Genomic DNA, 16,616 nt, shown 5'->3' on the forward strand with positions numbered 1-16,616 from the left:
TTGGGGCGCGGATTTCGCGCCCCATCAATGACTGCCTGATGACCGCCCTTTGGAAGGATTTCAAGTGACACCGCAAACCCTAGCCCATCAAACCTATGCGCAAACAGCCGCGCCGACTCGGACGCCTCGAGACACGGAGTACGAAGCGATTTCAAGGATCACACTGCGTCTGAAGGCAGCAACTGCACAAAAGGCAACGGATTTTTCGGGCTTTGTTCAGGCCGTGCACGAAAACCGGCGGCTATGGGGGGTGCTCGCAACCGGCGTTGCCGATTCCGAGAATGCCCTGCCCAACGATCTGAGAGCCAGGATCTTCTACCTTGCCGAATTCACCGAACAACACAGCAGCCGCGTTCTAGGAGACGGCGCAACCGTTGAACCCCTGGTGGAAATCAACACGGCTGTATTGCGCGGATTGCGCCAGATGAGGGCAACTTGATGAGCGGACTGGTCCTAAAGCTTGCCCCGAAAGAAAGGGTTCTGATCAACGGGGTCGTGATTGAGAACGGCGATCGCCGCGGCCGGTTTTCGATCATGACGCCACAGGCGAATGTTCTTCGACTGCGGGACGCGATTCATCCGGATGAGGTGAATACGCCGGTGCGCCGCGTCTGCTATGCTGCGCAGCTTGTATTGTCGGGTGACATCGAACCTGGCCAGGCACGTCAGCAACTGTTGCGCCGCGTGGAAGAGCTGAGCCAGATTTTTACGGATGCAGATAGCCGTCGGGTCTTGGCCGAAGCCACGGATGCCCTGGTTGCAGAGCATTATTACAAGTGCCTCAAATCGCTTCGCTCGCTTCTGCCGCGCGAAGAGCGGCTGATGGCTTATCAGCAATGACATTCCAGCCCGTCATCCCAAGCGGTGGAATCGTGGGCTGGCGGTTCTTGCAACGTACCTATGAAAGCCAGCTCCAGAGTTTTTCGTCGTCAGCTGCGAATGAAAGAGAGACACAGTATTTTCTGGACAACATCGGAAAAATCCAATCCGCCGAACAGCTGGTGTCGGATCGCAGGTTGTTGCAGGTCGCATTGGGTGCGTTCGGACTGGAAGGAGATTTGGACAACCGGTTTTTCATACGCAAAATCCTCGAGGATGGGACACAGGCGGATGACGCGTTGTCCAATCGATTGGCCGACAAGCGATACCGGGAGTTTTCTGACGCCTTTGGGTTTGGTCCCGGTGCTGTCCGAAAAACCGCGCTGACGTCCGACATGGGGCAAATCGCCCAGGCCAATTTGACGGCACGGTTTGAAATTGCCGTTGGCGAGTCGGATGAAACGATGCGCATTTCGCTCTATGCACAACGAGAACTTTCGGATCTCGCCAACAGGGCCTCAAGCGCAGACACAAAATGGTTCGATCTGATGGGGTTGCCCCCTTTGCGCAGCATGATGGAAACGGCACTTGGACTGCCGTCATCCTTTGCGCAGCTGGACATTGACAAGCAGTTGGTCGAGTTCAAGGCCAGGCTGCACAAACTGACCGGCTCGGAGGACTTGGCACAGTTTTCGAACCCAAAGTCCATCGAGAAACTGACCGACACATATTTGGCCAGAAGTCAGATTGCGCAACTTCAGAACACGATCTCGCCAGCGCAGACCGCGTTGATCCTGTTGGGAGCCGTTTGAGCAGAGCGCCTCCGGGTCGAAGTGATCGATGAAGCATGATCGCACAGGCGTAACGTTGATCAAGTCAATGCGGGTTTCTTCAGAACTGCAAACGAAAGGCCTTAACCGTTCAGAATCTTATCGGCTGCGGTTCGTAAAGCAAATGATCTGACGGGCCGGGACACATTGTGCAGATTGACGTCGCCCAGCGGCACGGCGTTGGAACAGGCCGGTTCGATGTCTTCTGAAACGACAATGCGGTGCCCTTGCGTCTTGCCGAATTCTCCCAGGCGCGCTGCGATGTTCGCGGCCTGACCGATAACCGTGAAGTCAAGGCGTTCACGAGACCCCACATTGCCGTAGGTGACACGCCCATAAGCGACGCCGATCGAACAGTCGCAATGCACGTCCGTGCCTTCTTTGCGCAGTTCACCCAAAGTTTCGACGATTTTGATCGCCGAGCGCTGGGCATTGGCGCGGGCTGTACTGGCATCTTCGTCCGTTGCCGGGAAAACGGCCAGCACAGCGTCGCCAATGAATTTCAGAACTTCTCCGTTATTGTCGTGAACAATACCCGAGACTGTTTCAAAGAACTCGTTCAGGAGACTGATATATTCCCCCCGGCCCAGCTTTTCTTCCAGGCTTGTTGAATTGCGGAGATCGCAGAACATGATTGCGGCGTCGATCTCATCCCCGTCACCCCGCCTGATTTCGCCACCCAGCACACGCGCGCCGGTGCGCTTGCCGACATAGGTTTCCAGCAGGACCTGCGCGTTTTCGCGCTGCATGAACACTTCGTAGAAACGGGCAATGACAGAGGAACACTCAAAGACAAGGCCCAGGTTTTCGGTCGTGAACCCGTCCGGGTGATCGCAGGTCAGCGTCAGAACATTGGTGCGCCCGTCGGAAAACGGCAAAGGCATGGCCACGTAATCCGTTGCGCCCTTGGCCCGCAGATCTTCCATGATCGGAAAGCTGTTATGCGGGTTTTCATCGTTCAATCTTTGCCGCACGCCACCCAGGCCGTTCGAGACATGCCGCAAGGGGCTGTTGATGAACGCCGGGTGGTCATAGATTTCGTATGTCGGGGCCCGGGTCAGAATCTCGTCTTCATCTTTTTCCCAGATATAGTGCTTTCCCGCGATAAGCGGGTGCAGAGACCAGGCCAGAATGCTCAGCCTTTGTATCGCGATGCCATGCTCCAGCATCTTCTCGGCCAGCGCTTTGGTAAAGCTCTCGGGTGTTGTTTCAGTCGAAGCACCACGCATCAACCAGTCAATCAGCGGGCCGCTGATATTGCCGTCTTCTGGTTCGCGAAGGCGGTTTTCGCCCAGATCGATTTTCGTATAGGCACCGGGCATAAACCCTATGCAGCCTTGTATGGCCGCGCTTTCAGGCAGGGCTTCTTCATAGGCCCAGACAGAATTGGCCAGATTTTCGGAACCCAGATTGATGTCGTGGTAAGTGGCAGTGCCTTTGAACGGGCAGAATGTTTGCAGGTCTGTTTCTTCGCTCAGATCAACACAGACATCCGCGCGGGGCACATAGATCGTGGGGGGCAGGCGCGTTTCATACATCACCTTGGCATTTGTACTTTCAGCCAAAAGCACATCGTTTCGGTAAATGGCAATTCTGCCATTCAGCGATTCAACCGATATTCCATACCCTTTTATTTTTGGTGCGGCGTGGACGTTCACATGCGACCTCCCTTGCCTGGGGTTGTTCTAGAATGGGGCTTTGCATCCCACATTCCAAGAGGCGGCGAAGGGAAAAGTGCCAACGCATACGGTCACACGGCAAGGCTCAGACCATCTGTATGACGTCTTTTTCGATGGACAGCATATAGCCTTTTTTGGCGATGTTCTTGACCAGAAGTTCACTGACCATCTGGTTGCCAAGCGCATCCCGCAACCGTTTGATCCGCGTCGCGCCCGCAGCTTCGTCGCAATCGGCTGCATTGCGGCCGGAAATCATCGCCTCGATCTGGGCCCCGGACAACACCTCGTCATCCAGTCGCGATTCAGCCAGAACCGAGAGGGTTTCCATGGCGGCGGGCGTGAGTTTGAAATCCATGTTGTTGAGGTAGACGGTGTTTTCCTCGCGGCTGATCAGCAGGGATGTCACTTGAATGCCGGTGCGTTCGATTTGCGCCATGCGCCGGTTCAGCAGAACCAGCATCACCAGAAAGACCAATGCCGAGGCCATCATCGCACAGGCAAAAACCAGCAGCACATAGATCACCATCCGATAACTGGACAGGGTGTCCGCGAAGGCGGTGCCAGACTGGGCCAGAATTTCAAGCAACCGGATTTCAGTTTGCGAGGTCAGATCGGCCTCGACAAACAATCGCTCGACCCGCGCGTTGAATGCGTTGGCGTCCGGCAGGGTCCAGAACAGGAAAACGGCGGCAGTGATCAGGATGGCGACAATGGCTGCGATGCCCAGCACGACCAGCCTGACACCAGACCGGCGCGCATCAGAAACGGAGATAGAATTGTCCGGCATTGCCCTTCCTCTGATCCAACCCTTCCGGCCCGAAAACGGACTGCACTTCAAGCAAGGTCCAACCTGACGCGCTCAGGCGCCGGGCGATTTCTGCATGGGCCTGGCCCTTGTCGCAGTTCGAGACCTGAATGACCCCATAATGCAAACGCAGCGGGTTGTCTTTCTTGGCCTTGTAATCCGCATAGCAATCCGCGGCAGACGCAGCAGTGCCAAGCGATATCAGGACCGCAAAGGTCAGAGAAGAGAGGATCTGTTTCATAGGCCGCATCCTGCGCATGAGTTGTCGCGATATTCAATAACCCAAGGGGTTTGCGGGTTCTGATATCCGATAACACCGGGCCGTTATTGCTTGTCTGAACCGGTCGCCCCCAGTGTCAGGGCAATCACGACGCGCTCCGTCACACGGTCGCCCAAACACTATGAAGGACACGCATCATGCACAGGAAATTCATTGCTTTCATCGTTGCGACCGCGGTTGCAATAACCGGGGTTTCTGCTTCTCAGGCGCGGGCTGCGGACGCAAAGGACATTCTTGGTGGGCTGGCGGCCATCGCGATCATCGGGGCCGGGGTTCACTATTACAACAAGGAAAAGAAAAAGGATCGGGCGGCTCGCCATCAGACATATACCCCGGCACCTTACACGCCGCAGCCGGTGCGCCCTCTGCCGCCGCGCGTGGCGCGATACGATCTGCCGCAGCGCTGCCTGCGCACATTCAACGGGTATTCACAGGATCATCCGCTGCTTGGGCCTAAATGCCTCAAGAAGCACTACAAACATGCCAATAGCCTGCCGCAAGAGTGCAAAGTCGGTTTCTGGAATGGCCAAAAGGTCAAGCGGGCATACGAACCCGCGTGCCTGCGCCAGAAAGGATACCGTGTCGTTTACCAGTAACAAGGGTTGAGCAGGAGCGGCGCCAATGACGCGCCGTATGAGAGAGGGCGGTGTGGGCTGCCCTCTCTTTTTTTCTTGCGGCGCTGTGTGAAACGCGGTTTTCCAAAGGCATGACAAAACCAGACTTCGAACTTGAGCAGGCGCTGCTGGACCGGGGCCATTATCGCATCGCGGGTGTGGATGAGGTCGGGCGCGGCCCTTTGGCGGGACCAGTTGTCGCCGCGGCCGTGATCCTGAACCCACAGGCCATCCCCGAAGGGTTGAATGATTCCAAGAAGCTGACGGCCAGACGTCGGGCCGCGCTGGATGCCGAGATCCGGCACAGCGCCGAGTTTGCCGTGGCCGAAGCCTCGGTCGCCGAGATTGACGAGATCAACATCCTCAGGGCATCGCATCTGGCGATGCTGCGCGCGGTCGAGGCTCTGTCGTCGGCCCCTGATTTCCTGCTGATCGACGGGAACATGATTCCACGCGGCCTGAAAATCCCGTCGCAGGCCATCGTGAAGGGGGATGCCCGATCGGTGTCGATTGCAGCCGCCTCGATCCTTGCGAAAAACTGGCGCGATCAGGTGATGGTGGATTTGGCGCAACAGCATCCGGGATATGGATGGGAAACCAACGCCGGTTATCCGTCAAAACAACACAAGGAAGCACTGCAAAATCTTGGCGTGACCCCACACCATAGACGTTCGTTCAAGCCGGTGCACAATATCTTGTATCAAGAGTAAATCGTAAGCCGCTGATTTAAAAAAGAAATTGACGCCGATTCGTCTTTGACTCATCCTTGTCTCAACCAAATGAGCGCAAAAGCGCCGTGGACACTTGAGGCAGTAATATGACGACAACCACCAAAAAGGGCGCAATAGCGCCCCCTTTAAACACGATTCTATCCGGGGACTGCATCGACGTGATGAACAGTCTTCCCGAGGCATCCGTTGACCTGATTTTTGCGGATCCGCCCTATAATTTGCAGTTGAAAGGCCAACTGCATCGCCCGGATAACAGCCAGGTGGATGCGGTGGACGATCACTGGGATCAGTTTTCAAGCTTTGGTGCCTATGACGAATTCACCCGCGCGTGGTTGAAGGCGGCGCGCCGTCTGCTCAAGCCAAATGGCGCGATCTGGGTGATTGGCTCTTACCACAACATCTTTCGTGTGGGTTCGGCCTTGCAAGATGCAGGGTACTGGATTTTGAATGACGTTGTCTGGCGCAAATCCAATCCGATGCCCAACTTCCGCGGCAAGCGTTTTACCAACGCGCATGAGACGATGATCTGGGCGTCCAAGCGCGAAGGGGCCAAATACACCTTCAACTATGAGGCGCTGAAGGCCCTGAACGAAGGCGTGCAAATGCGCAGCGACTGGGTGCTGCCGATCTGCACCGGGCATGAACGTCTGAAGGATGAAAACGGCGACAAGGCGCACCCGACGCAAAAGCCGGAATCTTTGCTTCATCGCGTACTGATCGGGTCGACCAATCCCGGTGACGTGGTGCTGGACCCGTTCTTCGGCACCGGCACCACGGGTGCGGTAGCCAAGATGCTGGGCCGCGAATTCATTGGTATCGAACGCGAGGAAAGCTATCGCAAGGTGGCCGAGAAACGCATCGCCAAGGTGCGCAAGTTCGACCGTGAGGCTCTGGAAGTCAGCGCCAGCAAACGTGCCGAGCCGCGTGTTCCGTTCGGGCAGCTGGTCGAGCGCGGCATGCTGCGCCCGGGCGAAGAGCTCTATTCCATGAACCAGCGCCACAAGGCCAAGGTTCGCGCCGATGGCACGCTGGTCGGCGACAACGTCAAAGGCTCGATCCATCAGGTGGGCGCTCATCTGGAAAATGCGCCGTCCTGCAATGGCTGGACCTATTGGTGCTTCAAGCGTGACGGCAAAACGGTTCCGATCGACGTTCTGCGCCAGCAGATCCGGGCCGAGATGAACTGATTTCAAGAACACCGCCGGTGCCTGTGGCCTGACACAAGGCACTACGCCTTGCCCCGCCGATCCTACGGCGGGGTCTTTTGTTTTTGGACCAACAGTGATTGCATGAAGATGACCCTGACACTGCAAGAAAGATCACGGCCATGACCGAGACAACCGCGCAGCCCCGCCGCAGTCTGTTTTTCACGGAACCTGACACGTTCGATCTGGACAACAAATACACCGAGGCCGCGTTGGAGCGGCACAAGCGCGAAGGGCTTGAACTGGCTGTACGCGCGCGCTGGGTGGCCATGGCCCTGACCGGGGCTCTGCTTATTTTTCTGAACCCGCAATGGGATGTGCTGTGGTATCATTTCATCCTGCTGCTGATCTGCGCCAATGGATGGCTGATCCGCAGCGCGGGCCGGGTGGGGCAATCCCGGGTCGAGCTTCTTTTGATCTTTGTTGATCTGTTGATCATGACCCTGGGGATGATCGTACCCAACCCGTTCAGCGATGATGTCCGGCCGCTGGCCATGCAATATCGGTTTGACAACTTTCAGTATTTTTTCGTCATTCTGGCGGCTGGAACCCTGGCCTATTCCTGGCGTACGGTGATTGCCATCGGTTCGTGGACGGCAATGATGTGGACGATCGGTTGGATCGTCGCCTGGTGGGTGGCCACGCCTATTCCGGAGATCAGCGAAAAGGTTGCAGAGGCCTTGCAGGGCTATCCGGATGTTGCCGAGCTGCTGGATCCCAACAGTTTCATGATACCTCAACGTATTCAGCAGGTGATCGTGTTCATGATGGTTGCAGTAACGCTGGGCATCTCGATGCGGCGACTCAATCAATTGTTGATGAACAACGCGGGGCTGGAACGGGAACGGGCCAATCTGTCACGGTATTTCTCGCCCAATGTGGTAGATGAGTTGAGCCAGAACGATGAACCGCTGAAACAAGTCCGCAAAGCGGATGTGGCCGTTCTGTTCATCGATATCGTCGGGTTCACCAAATACGCCGCCGGGCGGGACCCCTATGAAGTGATCGAGGTGCTGCGCGGGTTCCATGCCCGTATGGAAACCGAAGTATTCCGGCACCACGGGACATTGGACAAGTATCTGGGCGACGGTTTGATGGCGACCTTCGGCACGCCGGTGCCAACGCCTCTGGACGCGAGCAATGCCCTGGAATGCGCCCGTGCGATGGTAGGCGCGATCGACCGTTGGAATCTGGAACGTCGCAGGGTTGGAGAGCCCGAAATCCATGTCGGCGTTGGGGTGCATTACGGCTCGGTCGTACTTGGGGATATCGGTGCCAACCGGTTGGAATTCGCGGTGATTGGCGATGCGGTCAATGTGGCTGCCAAGCTTGAAGCGCTCACGCGTGATTTCAAGGCGCGTGTCATTGTCAGTGATGCCGTGCGCCTGCGGGTTGCGGAAGAAAACCCGTCGATGTCGGAGGCCATGGCCGGTTTTGTTGCCTGTCGCGACCAATCCGTGCGAGGGGTCGAGGCGCCGATGGATGTCTGGGTGATGAAAAGCTGAGGGCCTCCCGCCCGTCAGAACAGCATCGCAGATGCAGTGCTGACAGTTGGGCCAAGCAGCGCGCCCGTGCGCGCTGCGGTCACGCTTTGGGCATGGGGTTCAGAGATTTGTTGTAGGGGTGCCAGTCGGTGATCTCGGGATAATAGTGGCGTCGCCACGCGCGAACGCGCGGGTTCATGACCCGCCGCCACAGCGGAGGGATCATCGCGGCCACGGTCATGACGGGATAGCCATAGGGCAATTGCGGGGCTGTGTCCGACGCGTGATGTTGCAGCAGCGGAAACCGGCGGTTGGGTTTGTAATGGTGGTCCGAATGGCGCTGAAGATTGATCAGCAACCAGTTCGACGCTTTCTGCGAGGCATTCCACGAATGGCGTGGCAATACATGCTCGTACCGTCCGTCGCCCAGGTGTTTTCGGGTCAGGCCGTAATGCTCCACGTAGTTGACCAGCTCGAGCTGCCAGATCGCGACGCCAGCCTGTAGCACAAACAGCGCCACGCCGGACCATCCTCCGATCAGGCCAGCCAGTGCCAGCATCCCACCTTGCAGCGCCCAGTACCGCCAGAAAGGGTTTGAGCGATCTGTCCATGGTCGGTCTTTGCGGGCCAGCTTGTCGCGCTCGGCGCTGAAGGCCGAAACCCAGCATTGCCACAGAACGCGGGGATAGAAGCGATGAAACCCTTCGTTGTAGCGCGCCGTTACCGGATCGCGCGGGGTTCCAACATGGCGGTGATGGACCAACAAATGCTCGGACCGAAAATGAGAATACAGCACCATGGCAAGAAGAATGTCACCCAACCAGCGTTCCAAGCGGCTTTTCTGGTGCATCAACTCGTGGCTGTAGTTGATCCCAATCGTGCCCGAAATGACGCCCATGCCAAAGAAGAGGCCGATTTTCTCTAGCGTTGACAGATGGGTGTTGTGGGTTGCGTACCAGATCAGACCAAAAAGGGTGACGAACTGGATCGGGACCCAGAGTTTTGTCAGCAATATGTACCATTGCAGCGCCGTGTCCGGCGTCTCGGGGTCGGCGTTTTGAGTGTTGAGCCCGGTGATCCGGTCCAGCACTGCAAAAGCCCACCAGGTTGCGGCAGGAACCAGCAGCAGTGACCATCCACCGGTAGCAGCTGAAAACCAGACCAGCGGGATCAGCAGCAGCGACACCCAGAAAGGGGATGCAGATTGCCAGCGGGACAATGTGCCAGTTGCGATCATCTTTTCTGCTCCGACTTTTTGGACATACCCTAGACATGGCCCGAAGACTTGCACAGCGGACTTATTGTCCTTTCCAAAGGTCATAGGCCTTACGCATCACGGTTGGCAGGTCGCCGGGCCTGAAGCTGTGCTTGTCGACGACCGTCAGATGTTCGGGTACGTCGTGATCAGCGGCATCCGTGGTCCAGATCCGCAAAATCAGGTGGAAATGTGTAAATGTGTGGCGCACTTCGCCCGGCAACATCTTCCAATTCGCAGGGAACGGGGCACGTTCGGTCGGGGCATCGTTCCACTCTGATCCGGGCCAGCCCAGCATTCCGCCCAGCAGGCCTTTGTCAGGTCGGCGTTCCAGCACCATGGCACCGTCTGCCATACGCGCGACATACACGTGCCCATAGCGGGTTGGCTTGGGTTTTTTGGGTGTTTTTCTTGGCAGGTCGGCTTGGGTGCCTGCGACGCGGCTCTGACAGGGGTCACGCAGGGGGCAGATGCCACATGCCGGCGACTTCGGGGTACAGATGGTGGCCCCCAAATCCATGACCGCCTGCGCGTAATCGCCGGGGCGTGTGGCCGGGGTCAGGGCCGACGCCTTTTCCTTCAGCAGGGGTTTGGAGCCGGGTAACGGGTCGTGAATGTCGTGGAGCCGGGCCATGACACGCTCGACGTTTCCGTCCAGCACGGTTTCGGGCTGATCGAATGCAATGGCCGAGATCGCAGCCGCAGTATAGGGGCCAATGCCGGGTAGCTTCAGCAGGGCGTCAAAGCTGTCGGGAAACCGGCCATCGCAGTCCTGCGTGACAGCGCGCGCGCATTTCAACAGATTGCGGGCGCGAGCGTAATAGCCAAGCCCGGCCCATTCCCCCATGACCTGTTCGTCCGGTGCGGCGGCCAGGGCCTGAACCGTGGGCCAACGGGTGGTGAAACGCAGGAAATAGTCACGAACGGCGGCAACTGTTGTTTGCTGTAGCATCACTTCGGACAACCAGACCCGATAGGGATCGGGGCGTATGCCGGCGGCGCGATCCGCCGGACCCGTGCGCCATGGCATTTCGCGGGCGTGGCGGTCGTACCACTCCAGCAACGCATCACTGACGGTCAATTCAGCAGAGTCACGCAAGTTTTATCCATCTCCCTGTCGGGTTTCTCTGGCACCCGGTGCCCTGCTCAGTACAATAGAGGTGTAGGAGCTGGAAACCAGATGCAACGCAGACGTTCTTCGACCCGTGGGTTTAAACGCACCGCGTCCGTGCTGAACGATCAGATCAGGCGCGCCGGGGAAAGCCGGGGGTTTGCCGTGTCGCGGCTTTTGACCCATTGGGCCGAGATCGTCGGCCAGGAAATCGCCGCCATCGCACGCCCGGTCAAAGTGGGTTATGGCAAGGGCGGTTTTGGCGCGACCCTGACCGTTCTGACCACCGGGCCACAAGCTCCGATGCTGGAAATGCAGAAGGAACAGATTCGCGGAAAGGTGAATGCGGTCTATGGCTACAACGCCATCAGCCGCGTCCGCATTACCCAGACCGCTCCGACCGGATTTGCCGAGGGGCAGGCCAGTTTCGACCACAAGCCGAAGCAAACCAAACCCCAGATTGCGCCTGACATTGCCGCCGAGGCAGACAAAGTGTCACGCAATGTAAATGATGAAGATTTGCGCGCGGCCCTTGAACGTCTCGGGCGCAACGTTTTATCCAAACAGAAACGCTGAGAAAGGGCTGAGAATGAGCCGTATTGCAACCGTAATCTGTGCGGCTGTCGCCGTAGCCGCTGGCGGCTATTGGCTGACACAGTCGAACACCAACGTCACCCTTCCGCTGGTCAGTGCTGCCGAAGCGCAGGAGGCAGACCTGGATACGTCGACGATCGTCGATATGGTCCAGGGCGCTGAGGATGCGCCGGTCGAGATCATCGAATATGCATCCTATACCTGCCCGCATTGTGCGAGTTTCCATCAGGGTGCTTACAAGCAACTCAAGAAAGACTTCATCGACACCGGCAAGGTCAAGTTTACCTACCGCGAAGTCTATTTTGACCGCTACGGCCTTTGGGCATCGATGGTGGCCCGCTGCGCCGGCCCGGAAAAGTTCTTCGGTATCACCGACCTGATCTACGAAGGGCAAGCCGAATGGTCACGTGCTGGTGGTCCGGCCGAGATCGTGGACGAGCTGCGTAAGATCGGTCGTCTGGCCGGTATCGATGGCGACCAGCTTGAGGCTTGCCTGCAAGATGGCACCAAGGCGCGGACATTGGCTGCGTGGTATCAGGAAAACGCCGAACGTGATGGCATCCAGGCGACTCCGTCGTTCCTTGTGAACGGCAAGAAAGTCGACAACCAGTCCTACGCGGACTTCAAAAAGCTGATCGAAGACGAATTGGGTGGCTAACCACCCTTTTCCGGTTGGCCCTGTCTGGGCCGACCGGACCTATTTTGGTGCAGGTGCTGCGTTCAGCAGCATGTCGCGGACCTTGTCAGTTTCACCGACTCGCAAACGAACCGGCAGAGTGATCACTTTGCTCCGAAACGCCGGAGGCAGGCGTACGGCGTCTTTTTCGGTTGTGATCATCTGAGCACCCAGCTGGCGCGCCTCGTTTTCCAGTCGGGTCATCAGGGCCTGAGTCAGGGGCTGGTGATCGTCCAGGGCTTCGGCGCGGACCAGGTCTACGCCCAGCTGCCGCAGGGTTCTGAAGAACTTCTCGGGGTGGCCGATACCGGCAAATGCCAAAGCGCGTGTCCCGGTCCAGTCCATGCCGGTTTGCAGGGGTTCGATTGCACCGGTGACATGGGGAACGGACAACTTGTCGCCCCACTGACCGGTGAAAGCCTGTTGTGCAGCCTCATCGCCCAGAGACAACACAAGGTCGGCCCGTTTCAACCCGATGTCGACCGGTTCCCGCAGCGGACCGGCAGGCAGGCACAAGCCGTTTCCGAACCCGCGTTGAGCATCGACAACAATGATCGAGAAATCCTTGGCCACCGAGGGGTTCTGAAAACCGTCATCCAGAACGATTACCGTGGCACCCGCAGCCGCGGCGGCCCGCGCGCCCGCCGCCCTGTCCTTCGCAACCCAGACTTCGGCAAACATCGCCAGAAGCAGCGGCTCGTCCCCTACTTCGGCAGCAGTGTGCTTGGCCGGATCAACTTGCACCGGCCCCTCCAAAGAGCCTCCGTGCCCCCGCGTGACGACATGTGGTTCGTGCCATGCGCCCCTAAGCTGTTCAAGAGTCCAGATCACCGTTGGTGTTTTACCGGTTCCACCAGCGTTTAGGTTGCCGATACAGATCACGGCCACACCCGGCTTTTCGCCGGATTCCGAGGCGATCCTTCGGGCGGTTGCCGCTGCATATAGGCGCCCCAACGGTGCCAGCAGACGCGCCCTCGGATCCGGTTGGTCCGGGGGCGTGTTCCAGAAATCAGGTGCCCGCATGATCCGCACTCCGCTGATCCAGAATATCCTGCACCAATTCGATCAGGGCGTCAGCCTGTGGTGCGCCTTCGGTCAACAACTGCCACCCCGCCAGCGCCATGTCGGCAGCTTGATCCGGGGCCAGAAGCTGCACAACGGCGTCGCCCAGTTCGGTTGCCGTTTTTACCTCTTTGGCGGCGTTCACCTGTTGCAGGCTGGAATAGAATTCCTGATGGCGGTGCACATATGGTCCGAACATGATCGCAGACCCCAGCGCGATTGCTTCGGACGGGTCCTGACCGCCCGCGCCGCGTTCCAGCGAGCTGCCCATGAATGTCACTGCTGCCATGCGATGCCACAGGCCCAGGTTTTCGGGGTCCGATGTCAGGACGACCTGAGTGGTATCTTCGATCATGTCCCCTTCATCCCAGCTGACGCAGCGCAGGTCCATCGATTCCAGCCGCCGCCTCAGCGGCGTGACTTCCGGCTCGTTTGCCACGTGCAGCACCAGAACCAGCCGATGCAGCATCCGCAGAGCCTGACGGTGGGCTGTCAGGACCGAGATAAACTCCTTGTCCTGAACCCATGCCGCCAACCAAACCGGGCGCCCGGCAAGCGTATGAGTGGTCTCGATAAGCTCGTCTTCCGGCCAGGGCCGGGGGTCGGGGCTGATCCGCAAAGGCGGTGATTCCACGACTTTTCCAGATGGAACACCGAGACGGCGGATCTGTCGAGCCGTCTCGGCGGATGGCGTGAGAATCTTGCGGAAACAGTCAAAGGTCACCCGTGTGATGTCCGGCAGCCAACGGGCGTTTCGGGACAGTGTGACGCTGAATTGAGCGTCGAACAGAACCAGCGGGATCGCCTGTTCGTCAGCGCGCGTGACAATGTTGGGCATCAGATCCCCACCGACCCACAATCCCATGTTCGGACGCCAGTATTCGATAAACTCGCGGGCTGCTCCACTCTGTTCCTGTGGCAGGTTGATCAAGGGGAACTTGCTGTCCGGCCAGTTGGACAAATCCTCATTTGGGGGTGCTGTCAGCAGGAAATTCAACTTGGCCCTGACCTGTGACAGCCGACGACAGAAGTCGGTCACAGCCCGCAGCCGATCCGGGGTGGCAACATGGATCCACAGCAACTCACCTTCGGGGCGCGGCATGTTGGATTGCGGCGCAACCCGGTTGCGCATCCCCCATGACAACACCCTGTAGGCGGCCAGGCTGAGTGAGCGCGGTTTGCTCATGTTCCGATTCCCGGCCCGGCCGGGTCCAGCAGTGCGGACAGTTGCTGATGAATCGAGGCGCTGGCGGCGATCACGCCGTCCAGCCTGGGGTGCGCATTGTTGAAGATCAGCCGTTGCCCCGTACGGTCCGAACAGATTCCGCCGGCCTCTCGAATGATCAGGTCGCCTGCGGCAATATCCCATTCCCAACTGGGGCGCAGGGTCAGCATGCCATCGAACCGCCCCTGCGCAACCAAAGCCATGCGATAGGCAAGCGACGGGCGGTAGGCGCGTTCGAACTCTGGTGCCTGCGCGTGGCGCCAATGCCGTGCGTCAAGGTTTGGCTTGGCGGCCAGAATTTCTGATTGCAAAAGCTCTGCGGTGTCCGAGGTCGTGATCGTTTCGCCATTGAGAGTCGCGCCCTGACCCTGTGCCGCCGTGTACAGCAAATCCCGCATCGGCAGGTAGATGACCGCCGCCGTCACCACGCCGTTATCGGCGACGGCCATGGAATGCGCCCAAGTGCGCGCGCCTTCTGCAAAGCTTCGGGTGCCGTCGATCGGATCGATGATGAAAGTGTTGCTGCGGTCCAGCCGGTCGGGTGAGTCTTCGGATTCCTCGCTGAGCCAGCCATAGCCCGGCCGTGCTGAACACAACCGTTCCTCCAGCATCGTGTTCACAGCAAGATCCGCTTCGGTCACTGGCCCGGCGCCATCGGGTTTGTCCCAGCGCTGTGCTTGCGTGCCGGAATAGCGCGTGGCGATCTTGCCGGCCTCCAGTGCCGCTTCGATCAGCAGGGGCAGGTCAGTTGCCGGCAAGTGTCATTCCTTCGATCAGAAGCGACGGAACCACGCGCGACAGATAGGGGCGGGCATCGTTCGCAGGGACGATCCGGCGCAGCATGTCCCGCAGATTGCCCGCGATGGTGCATTCATTGACCGGATGCGTGATCTCGCCATTCTCGACCCAGAAGCCCGATGCACCCCTTGAATAGTCACCGGTATTGGGGTTGATCGTCGATCCGATCATGGACGTGACCAGCAACCCGGTCCCCATTTCGCGCAGCAGGTCGGCGCGGCTTTGGTCGCCTTGTGTCAGGCTCAGGTTCCAGTTGCTGGGCGATGGCGGGCCCGAGACCCCACGAGTGGCGTTACCCGTGGACGCCATGTCCAGTTTTCGCCCGCTTGACAGGTCCAGCGTCCAACCGGTCAGGATGCCGTTTTCCACGATTGCCCGGCGTCGTGTCGGCAAACCCTCGGCGTCAAAAGGACGCGAGCCCGAGATACGTGGCCGATGCGGGTCTTCGATCAGAGAAAGGTGTGCGGGCAGAACGTCCTGCCCCAGACAATCCTTGAGCCAGGATGCGCCCCGCGCGATTGCTGCACCATTGCTGGCGGCCAGAAGGTGGCCGATGAGCGAAGATGAGATTCGTTCGTCAAAGAGCACGGGAAAGCGACCCGTTTCAGGTTTGCGCGCACCAACCAGTTGCACGGCGCGTTCGCCTGCTGTGCGCCCGATCTCATCTGCGCTGCGCAGGTCGGATTGGAACGTCCGGCTGTCGCCGTCATAGTCTCGCTCCATCCCGGTGCCTTCGCCCGAGATCGCAACACAGGATATCGACCGGCTACTGCGTTCATATCCGCCGGTGAACCCGTTTGTCGCGGCCAGATGCACATGGTGGGTTCCATAGCTTGCGGCCGCATCTGACACCTGGGTAACGCCGGTAACGGCCAGCGCTGCGGCCTCGGCCCTCAGAGCATCCTGCATCAGGGCTTCGGCAGACGGGGCCGGGGCAGGGTCTGTCAATTCCAGTGACTCTGTGTTCCAGTCTGTGACCAGCTGGTCCGGGTCAGCCAGCCCGGAAAACGGATCTTCGGGGGCTTCCTTGGCCATCGCAACCGCTCGTTCCGCCATGGCGCGCAGGGTTTCCGGCTGGCTGTCGGAACTGGACACAATGGCAGACCGTTTGCCCAGAAACACCCGCAATCCCAAATCAGTGCCTTCCGAGCGTTCGGCGTGTTCCAGCGCGCCGCCCCGCACTTCGACGGAAACAGAGGATCCGTCGAGAACGATGGCATCCGCCGCGTCCGCGCCCGCCTTGCGGGCCACGTCAAGCAAGTGCTGGCTGATTTCTTCTGGTGTGCGGGTCATGAGGCCTCCGGGTTGGTTGCCAAGGACCTAGCCTTGGACTGCCCGTCTCGCAAGACCTGTGACCGGATTGTATGTTGAGGATCGCGGTGAACCCGTGCCGTTTCAGAGGTTTGTGCAGGGGTCGGCAGGACGGAGAAAGGGCCGCATGTTGCGCG

At 58.9% G+C, this 16,616-nt stretch carries 18 protein-coding genes; 9 read left to right on the plus strand and 9 right to left on the minus strand.

The annotated features are described in order from the left end of the window. Positions 1 to 64 precede the first annotated feature (64 nt). Genes flaF through ACR0DJ_RS18135 form a run of 3 tightly spaced genes read left to right on the plus strand, consistent with a single transcriptional unit; the run spans position 65 to position 1,631 of the window. Positions 65 to 439, plus strand: a complete 375-nt coding sequence (gene flaF / locus ACR0DJ_RS18125; RefSeq protein ID WP_480685921.1) for a flagellar biosynthesis regulator FlaF — start codon at positions 65 to 67, stop codon at positions 437 to 439. Beyond that, positions 439 to 840: a flagellar biosynthesis repressor FlbT gene (flbT, locus tag ACR0DJ_RS18130; protein ID WP_480685922.1), complete on the plus strand. Its 402-nt coding sequence runs from the start codon at positions 439 to 441 to the stop codon at positions 838 to 840. The genes flaF and flbT overlap by 1 nt, the downstream gene beginning before the upstream one ends. Next, the gene (locus tag ACR0DJ_RS18135) at positions 837 to 1,631 is read left to right on the plus strand and encodes a DUF1217 domain-containing protein (protein ID WP_170345566.1); all 795 of its coding nucleotides are present in this window, start codon (positions 837 to 839) and stop codon (positions 1,629 to 1,631) included. Before flbT ends, ACR0DJ_RS18135 begins: the two co-directional genes overlap by 4 nt. A 101-nt stretch (positions 1,632 to 1,732) precedes the next feature. On the opposite strand, the gene ACR0DJ_RS18140 is transcribed toward ACR0DJ_RS18135, so the two are convergent. From ACR0DJ_RS18140 to ACR0DJ_RS18150, 3 genes are all read right to left on the minus strand, one after another. Continuing rightward, a complete protein-coding gene (locus tag ACR0DJ_RS18140) occupies positions 1,733 to 3,307 on the minus strand; it encodes a DUF427 domain-containing protein (protein ID WP_480685923.1) in 1,575 nt (524 codons plus the stop codon). Between the two features lie 106 nt (positions 3,308 to 3,413). Next, a complete protein-coding gene (locus ACR0DJ_RS18145; protein WP_170345568.1) occupies positions 3,414 to 4,115 on the minus strand; it encodes a winged helix-turn-helix domain-containing protein in 702 nt (233 codons plus the stop codon). Continuing rightward, positions 4,087 to 4,374, minus strand: a complete 288-nt coding sequence (locus tag ACR0DJ_RS18150; protein ID WP_257599440.1) for a hypothetical protein — start codon at positions 4,372 to 4,374, stop codon at positions 4,087 to 4,089. Before ACR0DJ_RS18150 ends, ACR0DJ_RS18145 begins: the two co-directional genes overlap by 29 nt. A 176-nt stretch (positions 4,375 to 4,550) precedes the next feature. On the opposite strand from ACR0DJ_RS18150, the gene ACR0DJ_RS18155 reads away from it, so the two are divergent. The 4 genes from ACR0DJ_RS18155 (at position 4,551) to ACR0DJ_RS18170 (ending at position 8,468) form a co-directional block, all read left to right on the plus strand. Further along, positions 4,551 to 5,009, plus strand: coding sequence for a hypothetical protein (locus ACR0DJ_RS18155; protein ID WP_257599439.1), 459 nt, complete (start codon positions 4,551 to 4,553; stop codon positions 5,007 to 5,009). A 110-nt stretch (positions 5,010 to 5,119) separates the two neighbouring features. Continuing rightward, positions 5,120 to 5,737, plus strand: coding sequence for a ribonuclease HII (locus tag ACR0DJ_RS18160; RefSeq protein WP_480685924.1), 618 nt, complete (start codon positions 5,120 to 5,122; stop codon positions 5,735 to 5,737). Between the two features lie 107 nt (positions 5,738 to 5,844). After that, positions 5,845 to 6,945: a site-specific DNA-methyltransferase gene (locus ACR0DJ_RS18165; protein WP_170345572.1), complete on the plus strand. Its 1,101-nt coding sequence runs from the start codon at positions 5,845 to 5,847 to the stop codon at positions 6,943 to 6,945. A gap of 140 nt (positions 6,946 to 7,085) precedes the next feature. Then, positions 7,086 to 8,468 carry an adenylate/guanylate cyclase domain-containing protein gene (locus ACR0DJ_RS18170; RefSeq protein WP_480685925.1) on the plus strand — a complete coding sequence of 461 codons (1,383 nt, stop codon included), beginning with the start codon at positions 7,086 to 7,088 and terminating at the stop codon, positions 8,466 to 8,468. Positions 8,469 to 8,547: 79 nt separating this feature from the next. Here the strand turns inward: ACR0DJ_RS18170 and ACR0DJ_RS18175 are convergent, their stop codons facing one another. Together ACR0DJ_RS18175 and mutY are read right to left on the minus strand one after the other, a co-directional pair. Then, a complete protein-coding gene (locus ACR0DJ_RS18175) occupies positions 8,548 to 9,684 on the minus strand; it encodes an alkane 1-monooxygenase (protein WP_170345574.1) in 1,137 nt (378 codons plus the stop codon). A 61-nt stretch (positions 9,685 to 9,745) separates the two neighbouring features. Further along, positions 9,746 to 10,801, minus strand: a complete 1,056-nt coding sequence (gene mutY, locus ACR0DJ_RS18180) for an A/G-specific adenine glycosylase (protein ID WP_480685926.1) — start codon at positions 10,799 to 10,801, stop codon at positions 9,746 to 9,748. A gap of 81 nt (positions 10,802 to 10,882) precedes the next feature. Between mutY and ACR0DJ_RS18185 the strand changes: the two genes are divergently transcribed. Both ACR0DJ_RS18185 and ACR0DJ_RS18190 read left to right on the plus strand, forming a co-directional pair. Next, positions 10,883 to 11,389, plus strand: a complete 507-nt coding sequence (locus ACR0DJ_RS18185) for a DUF721 domain-containing protein (RefSeq protein ID WP_210093836.1) — start codon at positions 10,883 to 10,885, stop codon at positions 11,387 to 11,389. Between the two features lie 13 nt (positions 11,390 to 11,402). Continuing rightward, positions 11,403 to 12,065: a DsbA family protein gene (locus ACR0DJ_RS18190; RefSeq protein WP_425080114.1), complete on the plus strand. Its 663-nt coding sequence runs from the start codon at positions 11,403 to 11,405 to the stop codon at positions 12,063 to 12,065. A gap of 39 nt (positions 12,066 to 12,104) precedes the next feature. Here ACR0DJ_RS18190 and lpxK read toward each other — a convergent pair whose 3' ends face one another. From lpxK to ACR0DJ_RS18210, 4 genes are read right to left on the minus strand one after another with little or no spacing between them, the layout of a single operon-like run. Further along, positions 12,105 to 13,106: a tetraacyldisaccharide 4'-kinase gene (gene lpxK / locus ACR0DJ_RS18195; protein ID WP_425080113.1), complete on the minus strand. Its 1,002-nt coding sequence runs from the start codon at positions 13,104 to 13,106 to the stop codon at positions 12,105 to 12,107. Then, a complete protein-coding gene (locus tag ACR0DJ_RS18200; protein WP_425080112.1) occupies positions 13,093 to 14,331 on the minus strand; it encodes a 3-deoxy-D-manno-octulosonic acid transferase in 1,239 nt (412 codons plus the stop codon). The genes lpxK and ACR0DJ_RS18200 overlap by 14 nt, the downstream gene beginning before the upstream one ends. Beyond that, a complete protein-coding gene (locus ACR0DJ_RS18205) occupies positions 14,328 to 15,128 on the minus strand; it encodes an inositol monophosphatase family protein (protein ID WP_425080111.1) in 801 nt (266 codons plus the stop codon). The genes ACR0DJ_RS18200 and ACR0DJ_RS18205 overlap by 4 nt, the downstream gene beginning before the upstream one ends. Continuing rightward, entirely contained in the window at positions 15,115 to 16,461 is a 1,347-nt protein-coding gene (locus ACR0DJ_RS18210; protein WP_480685927.1) for a TldD/PmbA family protein, read from the minus strand. The genes ACR0DJ_RS18205 and ACR0DJ_RS18210 overlap by 14 nt, the downstream gene beginning before the upstream one ends. Positions 16,462 to 16,616: the final 155 nt, after the last annotated feature.

The sequence above is a fragment of the Ruegeria sp. BF10 genome, from assembly GCF_056538725.1.

Coding starts and splice junctions, on each gene's coding strand:
- ACR0DJ_RS18210 (WP_480685927.1), bottom strand. CDS start 16,461: ATGACCCGCACACCAGAAGAAATCAGCCAGCACTTGCTTGACGTGGCC.
- ACR0DJ_RS18190 (WP_425080114.1), top strand. CDS start 11,403: ATGAGCCGTATTGCAACCGTAATCTGTGCGGCTGTCGCCGTAGCCGCT.
- ACR0DJ_RS18160 (WP_480685924.1), top strand. CDS start 5,120: ATGACAAAACCAGACTTCGAACTTGAGCAGGCGCTGCTGGACCGGGGC.
- lpxK (WP_425080113.1), bottom strand. CDS start 13,106: ATGCGGGCACCTGATTTCTGGAACACGCCCCCGGACCAACCGGATCCG.
- flbT (WP_480685922.1), top strand. CDS start 439: ATGAGCGGACTGGTCCTAAAGCTTGCCCCGAAAGAAAGGGTTCTGATC.
- ACR0DJ_RS18145 (WP_170345568.1), bottom strand. CDS start 4,115: ATGCCGGACAATTCTATCTCCGTTTCTGATGCGCGCCGGTCTGGTGTC.
- ACR0DJ_RS18155 (WP_257599439.1), top strand. CDS start 4,551: ATGCACAGGAAATTCATTGCTTTCATCGTTGCGACCGCGGTTGCAATA.
- ACR0DJ_RS18135 (WP_170345566.1), top strand. CDS start 837: ATGACATTCCAGCCCGTCATCCCAAGCGGTGGAATCGTGGGCTGGCGG.
- ACR0DJ_RS18200 (WP_425080112.1), bottom strand. CDS start 14,331: ATGAGCAAACCGCGCTCACTCAGCCTGGCCGCCTACAGGGTGTTGTCA.
- ACR0DJ_RS18185 (WP_210093836.1), top strand. CDS start 10,883: ATGCAACGCAGACGTTCTTCGACCCGTGGGTTTAAACGCACCGCGTCC.
- ACR0DJ_RS18150 (WP_257599440.1), bottom strand. CDS start 4,374: ATGAAACAGATCCTCTCTTCTCTGACCTTTGCGGTCCTGATATCGCTT.
- ACR0DJ_RS18165 (WP_170345572.1), top strand. CDS start 5,845: ATGACGACAACCACCAAAAAGGGCGCAATAGCGCCCCCTTTAAACACG.
- ACR0DJ_RS18175 (WP_170345574.1), bottom strand. CDS start 9,684: ATGATCGCAACTGGCACATTGTCCCGCTGGCAATCTGCATCCCCTTTC.
- ACR0DJ_RS18170 (WP_480685925.1), top strand. CDS start 7,086: ATGACCGAGACAACCGCGCAGCCCCGCCGCAGTCTGTTTTTCACGGAA.